The organism is Okeania sp. SIO2F4 (assembly GCF_010672385.1).
GTDB lineage: Bacteria > Cyanobacteriota > Cyanobacteriia > Cyanobacteriales > Microcoleaceae > Trichodesmium.
Genome location: NZ_JAAHGT010000200.1, coordinates 1 through 12,216, shown reverse-complemented (window position 1 = coordinate 12,216; position 12,216 = coordinate 1). Strand labels below are relative to the sequence as shown.

Genomic DNA, 12,216 nt, shown 5'->3' with positions numbered 1-12,216 from the left:
GGTAAATACAGGTAATATTGAATCCCGTGGCGACTCTGGAGACTCTGGTAATATTGATATTGATGCCGAAAATCATATCAATACAGAAAATATTACTACCAGTGGCAATAATAATAGTGGGGATATAAAAGTTAGCAGCAATAATGGGGAGGTAAATACAGGTAATATTGAATCCCGTGGCGACTCTGGAGACTCTGGTAATATTGATATTGATGCCGAAAATCATATCAATACAGAAAATATTACTACCAGTGGCAATAATAATAGTGGGGATATAGAAGTTAAGAGTAACAATGGTTCAGTTAATATTAAAGATGTGGTAACTGAAGGCAAAACAGGAGATTCTGGGGATATTAATGTCACAGCAAAATACAATATAAATACAGATAATATTAGTTCTTTTGGCGGTGATGATAGTGGTAATATTTCTCTTATTAGTGACCAAGGCTATATTAATACCAATAATATTGAAATAATTGCCGAAACAGGAGATTCAGGTGATATTAATGTCACAGCAAAATACGATATAAATACAGATAATATTAGTTCTATTGGTGGTCAGGATAGTGGCAATATTTCTGTCAGTAGCATTTTAGGTTCAGTTAATACAGAAGATATTATCAGTCAAGCTGAAACAGGTAGCGCTGGTGATATTGATATTAGTGCTAGAAATAATATTAATACAGGGGATATTACTTCCACTGGACTTCAAGGAAGTGGCGATATTAATCTTACTACTAAAATTGGTCAAATTAACACGGCTGAACTTTTTACAGATACCGGAATAGTTAACATTAATCAACCAAACAATAATATTAATTTCCCAGCACCAAACAATCCATTTCCCATAGCTCCTGCATTTCCCATAGTTCCTCCATTTCTCATAGCTCCTCCTTTGAAAACTTCAGCTACCAATCAGATTCCAGCATCAATAATGATTAATCAGACTCCACAAATACCAATAATCTTGCCCTTACCACCAACTAATAACTTAACTTTACCATCTAGAACACCAAACAATAATCCAGCAAAAATTAATAACTTTTTCTCCATAATTAATAGCAATCAAAATCCCAGTTCCATAAATGCCAATCTACCCACCAGTAATAATAATCAAAATCCTAGTTCCATAAATGCCAATCTACCCACCATTAATAATAATCAAAATCCTAGTTCAATAACTGCCAATCTACCCACCATTAATAATAATTTGACGTTCAATTCAGAATTTATTACTACACAAATCAGTAATCTTAATAATTTCCCCCAATCAAACATCACCAATATAAATATTCTTAAGTCGATGCTAATGGATAAAAAAATAGCTAAAAACATGATTTTAAATGACTTCAGCAATTACAACAACAAAAGTATAAATTATTCTCAAATATTAGGACAATCACAAATTTTATCCAGAAATTCATTAACAGTAGATCTTGCCAGACAAGAAATGATATCTGGTTTAGAAAAAAGCCGAATTGATGAATATTCCAACTACTTTGGCGTCAATCTCGAACCCAAATTACTATCCACAAAAAGTGCCAGAGACATTTTAGCAGAAATGGAACAACAAACTGGAAAAAAGTCAGCCGTTATCTATGTCAACGTTTACAACGACAAACTACAACTAATACTATTCACTGCCGATGGTCAACCTATTCTCAACACTATTCATGAAGTTAATCGCGCTAAATTAAAAGAAATTGCTATTCAATTTTATGTGAATATCATCGACCCCAGAAATCGAAATAGTCAGAGCTATTTACCATTAGCTCAAAAACTTTATAATTGGTTAATTTCTCCAATGGCAGCCGAATTAGAAGCAGCTAATATTGATACATTATTATTGAGTATGGACAGTGGATTTCGTCTCTTACCTGTAGCCGCATTACATGATGGAGAAAAATTTTTAATTGAGCAATATAATATCAGTTTAATCCCTAGTCTTAGCTTAATGAATAATAACTATAATTCTTTAAAAAATACTCAAGTTTTAGCTATGGGAGCTAGTAAATTTTATGATAAACCATCTCTACCAGCAGTACCAGTAGAACTCACCTCAATCACAGAAAATTTATGGCAAGGAAATACTTTCCTCAATGAAGAATTTACCAGGCAAAATCTGATTAGTCAACGTCAAAATTATCCCTATCCAATTATTCACTTAGCCACCCATGCCGAATTTAGAAGTGGAGATGTTAATAAATCTTATATTCAACTATGGGATGAGAAATTAAAATTGCATCAAATACGAGAATTAGGATGGAATAATCCCGAAGTTGAACTATTAGTATTATCTGCTTGTCGTACAGCGGTCGGAGATAAAAATTCTGAGTTAGGTTTTGCCGGGTTAGCAATAGCAACAGGAGTTAAATCGGCATTAGCAAGTTTATGGTTAGTCAATGATGAGGCGACGTTAGGGTTAATGACAGAATTTTATTCTCATTTGAGTAATGTTAATATTAAAGCCGAAGCATTACGAGAAGCACAAATAGCGATGTTGAAGGGAGAAGTATTGATAGCAGAAGGTAAGTTAAAAGGTTCGGGTAGTCGTCGGGAAGTAACTTTGCCGCCAGAATTAGCAAGTATTCAAAATAAGAATTTTGCTCATCCTTATTATTGGGCAGGCTTTACAATGATTGGTAGCCCTTGGTAATATAATTATACCAAGGTTTACAAGTTTTATTGGCTTTCAAAAAAACATATTCACTTGAGGAGGTGATTGAGTTCAATTGCGCGATCGCACAATTCAATAATGGCCATATCCTTCTCACACCCAACTCTCTAACAAAAGTTAGAGAATTTCTCAAGTAGGAGTGACAAATAAAAAAAAAGGCAAAAGAAATAGGAAAAATTTTTTTATCTTACGGAGTAGGGAGTAGTTCTCAAAAATGCTCAACTAAATCTACTTTATACCATTTTCTGTACACACAAAATCAAGAGGTTTATCCCAGGAGTCTATAGGTAAATCTTGTAAATAAGCAAATTCAAACACAATGCCAATAGTAGGCTTAGATGCCCATTCTTGCTTACTTAGCATCCGATCGTAAAAACCGCCACCATAACCTAAACGATAACCATTAACATTACAAGCAACAGCAGGAACTAAAATTAAATCTACTTTTGATGACTCTAATAATGGAGCATTTAATTCTGGTTCTAGAATACCATAAGCACCTTTTTGTCGATAATTTCCTGGTTGCCAAATATGCCAAACTAGAGACTTTTCTACACAGCGTGGAAAACCCCAAATTTTAGGATAAAATTTTGTTTTTTCTCCAATATTTGTAAATAATAAATTCAGGTCTGGTTCCTGACGAAAACTAAAATAAGCTAAAACAGTTTTAGCTGTTTGGAATAGGGAGAAATTTTCTAAGTTACGACACAGGCGATCGCTCTTTTCTCTCCATTCTGTCTCAGATATAGACCGACGTTTTTTTAATAATGAGCTTCTTAATTCTTTTTTTAGCATTAATCTACTACAGCAATTCCCACAGTTATGAGGTACATTTACGATCCCCCCAAATCCACCTAAAAAAGCTATCCCCGATCAGGAACTGCTAAAATCCTTTTCCGATAGGGAGATGGGGGGATGGGGAGATGGGGAGGTGGAAAGAGTTTAGCCTCTAATTAAATACGTTTACTCTCCTATCATATCCATTGAATAATCAGAAACATAACCTTTTTCTAATAGACATAGGCGTGAAAATTAAAAATCAAATCAATTCTAATCCATAAATTATCTATTCTTTCTTCCTGTTAAGTGTTAAGTGTTAAGTTTTCCCTCTTTTCCGGAGATGTCTAATGTCTAAGTTTTATGTGAAGAAAGATGTTTATAAAGCATAGCTAAAAAAGGGAGACTTTAAAGTTCCCCTTTTTTAGGGGGGCACGAGGGGATCTAAAACTGTACTTCATAAATTAAAGAACTGCTATATAATGCTATATAATAAAAATTATAAAGGTAAATTGGTAAAATCCTGACTTATCCAAACTCATACTCAAATTTTTCTTATTTGATAACTGATAACTGATAACTCAAATGGCCACCCAGCAACTAGATTATTCTTCTTCATTAGCACTAGATAGAGAAAGAAGATCCAGTGATAATTGTTGTGGTAGTTGATCCAGTTGAAAATATTGATGAAACTTATCAGTGACTTGCAACCAATAAGAACGAGATTCCTTTTGACGACGTTTACGGATAAAACCTAAACTGACAAGTTCTGGAACGTGCTGATAAACTCCCGAACCACGAATATCTACTAATTCTGATTGGGTAATACCTCCCTTCAGAGCGATCGCTGCTAAAGTCCTCAGAGCGCCGACTCCTAACTCAGGTTGAATTAAGCTTTCTATCAACTCAGTAAAAGTTGGTTTGAGTTGAAGACCATACCCTTTTTCTGTTTCAACAACCTCTAAAGCAGTATGTCGATGGGCATATTCTGACATTAATTCGATTAAAGCATCTTTAACTTGGCCACGCTCGCACTTGGCAATCTCAGCAATTTCAGAAATGGAGAGTGGTTGTCCCTTAAGATATAATATTGCCTCAATTTTAGTAGAAAGACTATACATTTAGTATCATTACCCTTACCGTGATTGTATTATGGTCAGAAAACTTCGCTAATCAAGAAAGGGTGAAATTTTCTCACTTAATTTTTTCTATCATATATTCCCTTTAATACCAATTTGATAAATATTTGTTTTTTCTATAAAGTTATTGATTTGATTGAGCGATAAAATATTATACTTTTCTTCCTTATTTCTTACAAAAAATTAAGGTTTAAATAAGGTTTAATACCAATGATCATGCATTAATACTATATTTCGGCTCTACTTCAACAGTCAAATAATTACCAATATTTCAAGTCTTTTTTTGACAATTATTAGTTAGTCGATCAGTAATTATTATTCCTAATTTTAACTTCTCCCCTCACCTCTTTTCCTCCCCACACTTCCCCACCCAATCAGATATAGCAAGATTTTAGAGAAATAGTATAAAGCCTCTCCTTTCCAGGATAAAAAAGAAAAAAATCTTTTGACTTCTGATTTGAGGAATATAGTCACAACAAAAATTTAACTTCTGACTTCTGACTTCTGACTTCTAAAGGCAGGTATTTGATTTTAACAAAATTTATGGTATTATAAAAGCTTGTGTGTAAAATTAGTGTAAGTCCATGCCAAAACTAAAAACTCGCAAATCAGCAGCTAGACGCTTTAAAGCTACAGGCAGTGGCAAAATTAAACGTCGTAAAGCTTTCAAAAGTCATCTTTTGGAGCATAAAAGCTCCACTCGCAAGAACGATATGTCGAAAATGGCTCTTGTCCATGAAACTAATGAAGAAAATGTACGTTTAATGCTTCCATATTTATAAAGTATAAAATTTTAGGTTAGGAGAAAAATTATGCCTAGAGTCAAAAGAGGTAATGTTGCCCGTAAACGCCGTAACAAAATTCTTAAACTAGCTAAAGGATTTAGAGGGGCACAATCTAGACTATTTAAAGTTGCTAACCAACGAGTAATGCAGGCATTACGCAATGCCTATCGCGATCGCCGGAAACGGAAACGGGACTTTCGTCGTTTGTGGATTACCCGAATCAATGCTGCAGCTCGTCAACAAGGTATGAGCTATAGTCAATTAATTGGCAATATGAAAAAAGCCAATATTGAAATTAACCGTAAAATGTTAGCACAATTAGCCGTTTTAGATCCTGAAACTTTTGCAAAAGTTGTGGAATTGGCAAGTAAAGCCAAAGGATGATAGAAACTAGAAGGTTGAGGAAGTAGGGGAGAGGCTAAATATTCTCCCTCTCTTCAGAAGATTGATGTTCAATAATTAATAATTAACAATTAATAATTAATAATTACCTCTTCTTATAACGGATAGGATTTTGCTCAAAGGAATTTTTTTTCTTCTCAAGGGGAGATTGGATATGCTTAGGTAACCCATCCATCCCATCCTTCGGAATGCTCCGCTTTCCGACCGCTCTCTTGGTCGATTGGAGGCCAGCTAGGATACCTCGCCATCCCATCCTAGGTCATGCTCCGCTTTCCGACCGCTTTTTCTCCATGAATGGAGAGGCTTTATACCTTAATTTTTCGGTAAGCATTTAGGTATTAGCAGTCAGCTCTCAGGTTTCTTTGAAAAAATAGTATTAAGACAGAGTGAAGTAGAAAGGAAAGCTGTTATTCTATGAATTAAATTAAAATTAATCCTGGGTAAAGATTAAAGATTATGGATAACACTCTACCAGTTTTATACTTATTAATACTGCTAATATTATTGTCTATAACATCTATATTTATTATCCGTCAGATTACGAAGACGAGGAAAACAGAAAGTCAGCTTTCTAAGTTGAAAAATAAACTGACAAAAGAACAAGGAACAGTAGATGAATATTATCAGCTTGCTAGTATATATGTAGAAAAAAAATTATATGTTCAAGCAGTTGAATTATTTCAAAAAGCTCTAAGATTAAAAGACGAAGAGAATTTAGAGGATTTTCCGAAAATTTATAATGCTCTGGGTTTTGCTTATTTCGCTCAAGACCAATATGATATTTCAATTAGGCAGTATAAAGAAGCATTAAAAATAGCTCCTAACTATGTGACAGCTTATAATAATTTGGGTCATGCTTATGAGAAGAAAAAATTAACTGCCCAAGCTTTAGAAGCTTATGAGTCAGCACTGAAATATGACTCAAAAAATGATACTGCAAAAAGACGTGCAGAATCTATGAGGAAACGTTTAACACCTTCTTAAATTCAGAATTCAGAATTCAGAATTCAGAAGTAAAAATTAGTAGTTTGTAGTTGGGATTTAGTGCTGCGAGGTATATCGGGGGTGTTCATTAATGGATAATGGATAATTACCTCTGGTTAAAACAAATGCGGGAATTGAATATAAGGAAATTCAAGAGCACTTTTTTCCCCTTCAAAGGGGAGGCTAATAAAGCTGAATTATTTAATTAATAATTAATAATTAATAATTATTCGGTAAAGCACAACTATCGGCGTGACACACCTAAAATGTTGCAATAGTAGGGGCGGGTTCTGTATAAATTAATGAGTCTTAACCTAAAATTCAGATGAACCAGCCCCCGGTGATATAATGCACTATTTTTAGATGTGTCGGTCCACTACAAACAAAGATTTTTTGATAACTAAATAGAAATAATAAATTTTTCTGGTAGTCCTGCTCGCGTAATGGTATACAGCAAAAAGGAGTACCTGGTACCAGAGCAAGATGCTCCTAGTGCGGTGCCTCCTAATAAACATTGCCGGACAATGCACGACCATTACAATGCACCACCACCATTTTTCTAACTTTTGACTTTTGACTTAATTAATTAGCAGGTAAAATTATGGGTTCTTGGCAAGATAACTTCAAAAAATTTACAGGTAAAACGAGATTTGTTGTCTCTCGTTTATTCATTCACTTAGCGGGTTCAGAGGTAACGCCTTTATTGGGTGTTTTGAATAGAGCTGTTAGGGAAGCGGTTGCATCAGAAGGTGACTTGGAAGTAGTGGGGGAAAGACTTGTTGAGGTCTGTCAAAGTCTCTTAGAATATAATATCTATTGGCAGTCGGCAGCTAACGAAGGTGATGTTATTTGGAATGAAGGAGAAGCGGGAGACTTTTTTGATGAATTGTTTACAGACTCTGCACAACGCTACCTAAGTTCTAGCGAAGGTGAAGACTACGGGGAAGATAACGAACCTTTAACTTTGCCTCCCACTGGTAATTTAGTGGTAATGATAACAGTTGCGTTCGAGGGAGAAGTGCCAGACATTGAAACTGACCTGGCGAGTATGGGAGCCATGACTCAGGCATTAAAAGCTTTGATTAATTTGCATTATCAAGAAAAGTTGCGGGGTATTCAAATACATTTTTCACCAGCACGTTTAGGGGATGAGTTAGATAATGAACAATTATTAGTGAATTTTTCTGAATTAATTCCCTTGTAATATCATGTCCGAATAATTAATGATAAAAAAATTTTTGTTTCTGGTAGGGCTTTAGCACATGAAATAGACATATCCGAAAATAGTCAAATGCTTACTATAACTATCTTTTTAAGATCGTTTATTTTTACCCTCAAAGCTGAAATTCTATATAAAAAATTAGTAAGTCTTGTAAGAGGAATTTAAAATTTCTAATACCGACTTAGGTAATAACTTATCCTTAAACCACACAATAGGTACTGGTACATCTTTAACTTTTACACCCGCTTTTTCTAAATTTAATCGTTCAGAAATAGCCAATATTAAATTATCACATTCAGCACTTCGCACCTGAGCAAATTTCTTTTTTAAATATTCCGGTCGCCAATATCCAATTATTTCTAATAAATATGATTCTCCATTAGGATGAACAAGTCGAAAATCAGGAATCATCACACTACCAGGAATTGGTATTAAATCAACTTCTCTTTCTAATTTCCACTCAGTTTTTGACTTAGCCCAACGTTCTGCAAATGATGCTTCTAACATACTATCATAAGGCTTTCCTGGGGGATAATGACTTACTAAATCACAATCAGAATTCAGACTAAATCTGCCTGTTTTCCATGCTCCAGTATAGGGGTCACGATTTTGTAAAGTTGCGTGTAAACTCCATTTAGTAACGTGTAATAATGCAGGCAACATTTTTGCTAATGCTAAACCATAACGAGTGCTCGGTTTAAATAAACTATAGGGACCATCTATTGTGAGGGTAAAACCTTGGTCAGCATCTCCTTCAATATAAGTCATTAATTGAAATAATTTTACATATCTAAATAACAGTTTATATTCTCCTGGATCGTTGCGATGGGCATTTAATTCAATGTGACTAGCTTTGTAAAAAATACCTTGAACTTGGGAAAGGTTATATCTATGTAATAGTGCTTCTGGTGTGGGGGCATCAAATTGAGTTAAAATCCGATTTTCTTGCAAGTCTGCATAGAGACCTTTTTTAATTTCATCAGATACAACTTCTCGATTTAATTCTTGACTTAATTTAGTTGCTAAATTCTCTAAAGTTAATTCTGTTGATTTGACACTAGGAACAACTTCTGAAGCAACAGCAAAAACACGATTTCTTAATTCTATCGGTTCAAGAGGACTGATAATTTCAAAGGTAGAAAAACTGCCTTTGAGGATATGTGCTAATCCTCGTTTAAGACGATAGTTAGGGTCATCTCCTTCAATTGATTGTAAACGTTTATCCAGTTCTCCTTGAGTTTTTCCCAATGTTTCTTGGAAACAATTAATCATTTCTGTGGCAATGGTTAAATTTTTAGCATCTATTTTCAGCTTTTGAGGAATAATTGTTTCTCCGGTTTGACGATGAGAAAGTAAGTCAGTAGGCAACATAATTTATGATGTTTAGTACAAACCTTTAGCAGTTATTGCAGGTATTTTTTGGATTAGATAATTAGTTACAATACTGTAGGTTAGATCGAGTAATAGCGCAACCCAAAAACCATAAGTTTCTGTTGATTTACCCTTGAGGATATTGCTACACTTACCAGAGCTAACCTAGGTCAAGTAATTTTTTATTATAAGTATTTAACCGAAGATAGTATAATATAGCATTTTTTGTTTCACTCTCTCCTAGTAAACCACCTAAATAATGCCTAAATCCTGTTTTTTGGGGTTAGTTTTTCCAAAAATCATCAAACTTTTTACACCATCTTTCAAAGCAAGGAGGCATAGCACTAGGGGTGGTCTGTTTCATGGGAATAAATCTTTGACATAGTTTGAGTTAATTGTAGATACCTACGAACAGCCCATAGAGAGACCTGGAAAATATGAATAACAGGAAAAATATTACTCAGGGAAGAAAAAAATTATACTAGAAAATCCTAAGTAATTGTATTACCTAACAGAAAAGATATTACAGCAGTTTCGGAGGCGGGTGAGGTACAAAGTTTTATTGTCCTAGGGAACACTTAACTGGGAACACTTAACTGGGAACAGGGAATATAAAAGTAGTCTTATGACTGTACCTCAACATCCTCATGCATTGCTGTAATTATTTAATATGTCCTAGCTGTGGTGGTAGCCATATGCTGATTATCAGCCGGAAATAATTTTTTCATTGGGTCATTTCAGTTATCAGTTATCAGTTATCAGTTATCAGTAACCTCTGGCTGAACCCAGAGGCTTGAAATAATGAACTTTTATCTTTTCATCCCCTTAAAAGGGGAGGCTTTAAACCTCTTTTTTTGGTAAAATTTTAGGAGTAGTTCCGTCCAGGGACTGGAGTGGCTCTAAAAAAAATCATCACAGGTCTGGTTCTGTACTTGCCATGAATGCTTTCTGGACTTACTGCTTTACTAGGGTTGAGCCAATTAGTAGAAGAACCAACCCCATAGCACAACATTTAGATAAAATTTACGATCGCGAAAAAAATACAGGCAAACCTATTAAGAAAATGAGAGCAAATATTCGGAGTAAGGCGACTGAAATTCTCTACAAAAAATTAGTGAGTGCTGTAAGATGAAGTCATACTAGAACTTTCATCAGAATGTTAGGTTCAGGAGTAAAGACTGTTGCAAAGTTGTCATTAGTAACTTTCCTTAAAGAGAATGTCACATTTGCTGCCCCAAAACTGCAGTTAACATTGTAAGCAAAAGATGCCTCAGACAAGTTGAAAAATCCACAGATAAAAGAGAAATCTGCGCCACTAGCAGTTAATCCCAGGAAATCACCGTCCCTAAATACGGCTTCTGCAAATAATAAATCAGTTTTGCCATAGTCAATACCCAAAAATCTAAAGTCAAAGTTATCGATTTTGATCAACTCTACACCGTTTCCAGTTAATTCCGAGCAATTGAAACTGAAAGAACCGTAATAGTTTTTCTGTGTTAATTCTCCTCGATAAGGAGACACCTCAAAATCGTATTTAATAGTGCTTGTTTTGGCTTTACTTGTATTGGTATTGATAGTAGTGCAAGCTGTGGTTGTAGGTATGAGTTTCTGGTTTGTGTGTATCTTAGCCATTGTTGTTTTTTTTAAAGTAATCTTTTAGGTGGTTCAGAAAAGTTTGAGGAAATATTATCTTCCGGCTCCATGTTATGAAATCGGAAATAAACCATAGTTAGGCGATCGCTTCTTTAAAAAGCCTTGTCAATCTTCATACCATTATTATAAACAATAATTATTCATATTAGGTAAAGTTTTTGTCAAGATTCAGGTAAATGAAGTAAAGTTTTTGTGAACGTTGTCAGTCAAGTTGTAGAGTTTCTTCTGTGTTTTTACTTAAAACCTGTGTGTAAAGTATTTTTTTTTACCTAATAAACATTAAAATTATATTGATCTGAAGCTACTAATTACCGAAGAATTAATAATTAATAATTAATAATTAATAATTAAATAATTCGCGCCTTGAAGCCTCCCCTTGGATAGGGGAAAACAAAGACAATATTCCTTATATTCAATTGGTGTAATGGTTAAAACCTTCTTGTAATTATCAAGTTCGCAATTATCCATTAATGAACTACTCTGGCAGCCAAAATTAATCAGCGTTCTGGATCCTTTCCTCATGGGAATCCAACAATTACCTTCCATCAATTCTAGACACTAGCACTGTTTCTGTTTTTTTGGAAAAATTACCAGAACTGATCGCTACTGATTTGTGAGGTATCAAAATTGCTGCACATGAGCATTATGAATCATTTGTCCTTGTCTTGAGTACCTCTTACATTCTGGGGAGACCCCAGAATTAGGCACTCGCTTTTTCAGAGGCTGCTCTAACTAAACTCATCACTATATTATAGGCACTTATTAACTGTTCAACTTTCCTCTTAAACTGCTGCCCTCAACATGAACCTGTAGACCCATTTGCATTTTCTCAGGTCTAATTTGTCGTTGATAGTATGGGGTCTCAAAAGTCTCGGTGAAAGCTTATTGGAATTGGGGACAGTAATGGCCACACAGAAGACATTGCATAAGTATAGAGACTATTTAGGGACAATTCTTACTTTTACCGAATAATTAATAATTAAATAATTAAATAATTTCGGTTGAAAGCCTCCCCTTTCAAGGGGAAAAAGCGGTTGTTTGCGGAGCATGACAAACGGATGGGATGGCGTTTAGCGTTCCGCACAACGCGCGTTTTTCATGTCGCGCAGCGAAACGCGGAGCGACTTGAATTGCGTTTCGCTTTCCTACGGAATAATTGCGCAAACGCGACATGAAACGCGGCTCTGCACTCTTCGGTCACCGAAT

Annotated in this window: 10 protein-coding genes and 1 pseudogene; 6 read left to right on the top strand and 5 right to left on the bottom strand. The window is 34.8% G+C overall.

What is annotated here, in order from left to right; translation table 11 throughout:
• A partial coding sequence (locus tag F6K22_RS14820; RefSeq protein ID WP_293098956.1) for a CHAT domain-containing protein occupies window positions 1-2,656 on the top strand: 2,656 nt, incomplete at its 5' end.
• A gap of 249 nt (window positions 2,657-2,905) precedes the next feature.
• Here the strand turns inward: F6K22_RS14820 and F6K22_RS14815 are convergent.
• Together F6K22_RS14815 and scpB are read right to left on the bottom strand one after the other, a co-directional pair.
• Window positions 2,906-3,472 carry a 5-formyltetrahydrofolate cyclo-ligase gene (locus tag F6K22_RS14815; RefSeq protein ID WP_293098954.1) on the bottom strand — a complete coding sequence of 189 codons (567 nt, stop codon included), beginning with the start codon at window positions 3,470-3,472 and terminating at the stop codon, window positions 2,906-2,908.
• Between the two features lie 587 nt (window positions 3,473-4,059).
• Window positions 4,060-4,575 carry an SMC-Scp complex subunit ScpB gene (scpB, locus tag F6K22_RS14810; protein WP_293098951.1) on the bottom strand — a complete coding sequence of 172 codons (516 nt, stop codon included), beginning with the start codon at window positions 4,573-4,575 and terminating at the stop codon, window positions 4,060-4,062.
• A 602-nt stretch (window positions 4,576-5,177) separates the two neighbouring features.
• Between scpB and rpmI the strand changes: the two genes are divergently transcribed.
• From rpmI to F6K22_RS14790, 4 genes are all read left to right on the top strand, one after another.
• Complete coding sequence (gene rpmI, locus F6K22_RS14805; RefSeq protein ID WP_094671995.1) at window positions 5,178-5,375, top strand: 50S ribosomal protein L35; 198 nt, start codon at window positions 5,178-5,180, stop codon at window positions 5,373-5,375.
• A gap of 30 nt (window positions 5,376-5,405) precedes the next feature.
• Window positions 5,406-5,762, top strand: a complete 357-nt coding sequence (gene rplT / locus F6K22_RS14800; RefSeq protein WP_293098947.1) for a 50S ribosomal protein L20 — start codon at window positions 5,406-5,408, stop codon at window positions 5,760-5,762.
• Window positions 5,763-6,236: 474 nt separating this feature from the next.
• Window positions 6,237-6,764, top strand: coding sequence for a tetratricopeptide repeat protein (locus F6K22_RS14795; protein WP_293098945.1), 528 nt, complete (start codon window positions 6,237-6,239; stop codon window positions 6,762-6,764).
• Window positions 6,765-7,365: 601 nt separating this feature from the next.
• Complete coding sequence (locus tag F6K22_RS14790; RefSeq protein WP_293098942.1) at window positions 7,366-7,968, top strand: DUF1517 domain-containing protein; 603 nt, start codon at window positions 7,366-7,368, stop codon at window positions 7,966-7,968.
• Between the two features lie 156 nt (window positions 7,969-8,124).
• On the opposite strand, the gene F6K22_RS14785 is transcribed toward F6K22_RS14790, so the two are convergent.
• Complete coding sequence (locus F6K22_RS14785; RefSeq protein WP_293098940.1) at window positions 8,125-9,357, bottom strand: DUF790 family protein; 1,233 nt, start codon at window positions 9,355-9,357, stop codon at window positions 8,125-8,127.
• Window positions 9,358-9,577: 220 nt separating this feature from the next.
• Window positions 9,578-9,721: pseudogene (locus F6K22_RS14780) on the bottom strand (IS701 family transposase); the annotation flags it as partial.
• 573 nt (window positions 9,722-10,294) lie between these two features.
• Between F6K22_RS14780 and F6K22_RS14775 the strand changes: the two are divergent.
• Window positions 10,295-10,489 (top strand): hypothetical protein, encoded by a 195-nt coding sequence (locus F6K22_RS14775; RefSeq protein WP_293098938.1) that lies wholly within the window; start codon window positions 10,295-10,297, stop codon window positions 10,487-10,489.
• Window positions 10,490-10,491: 2 nt separating this feature from the next.
• Here F6K22_RS14775 and F6K22_RS14770 read toward each other — a convergent pair whose 3' ends face one another.
• Entirely contained in the window at window positions 10,492-10,989 is a 498-nt protein-coding gene (locus F6K22_RS14770) for a hypothetical protein (RefSeq protein ID WP_293098935.1), read from the bottom strand.
• Window positions 10,990-12,216 lie beyond the last annotated feature (1,227 nt).

What these genes read in the sequence shown, in the direction of transcription:
- F6K22_RS14815 (WP_293098954.1), bottom strand. Translation starts at nt 3,472, where the DNA reads ATGCTAAAAAAAGAATTAAGAAGCTCATTATTAAAAAAACGTCGGTCT.
- scpB (WP_293098951.1), bottom strand. Translation starts at nt 4,575, where the DNA reads ATGTATAGTCTTTCTACTAAAATTGAGGCAATATTATATCTTAAGGGA.
- rpmI (WP_094671995.1), top strand. Translation starts at nt 5,178, where the DNA reads ATGCCAAAACTAAAAACTCGCAAATCAGCAGCTAGACGCTTTAAAGCT.
- rplT (WP_293098947.1), top strand. Translation starts at nt 5,406, where the DNA reads ATGCCTAGAGTCAAAAGAGGTAATGTTGCCCGTAAACGCCGTAACAAA.
- F6K22_RS14795 (WP_293098945.1), top strand. Translation starts at nt 6,237, where the DNA reads ATGGATAACACTCTACCAGTTTTATACTTATTAATACTGCTAATATTA.
- F6K22_RS14790 (WP_293098942.1), top strand. Translation starts at nt 7,366, where the DNA reads ATGGGTTCTTGGCAAGATAACTTCAAAAAATTTACAGGTAAAACGAGA.
- F6K22_RS14785 (WP_293098940.1), bottom strand. Translation starts at nt 9,357, where the DNA reads ATGTTGCCTACTGACTTACTTTCTCATCGTCAAACCGGAGAAACAATT.
- F6K22_RS14775 (WP_293098938.1), top strand. Translation starts at nt 10,295, where the DNA reads ATGAATGCTTTCTGGACTTACTGCTTTACTAGGGTTGAGCCAATTAGT.
- F6K22_RS14770 (WP_293098935.1), bottom strand. Translation starts at nt 10,989, where the DNA reads ATGGCTAAGATACACACAAACCAGAAACTCATACCTACAACCACAGCT.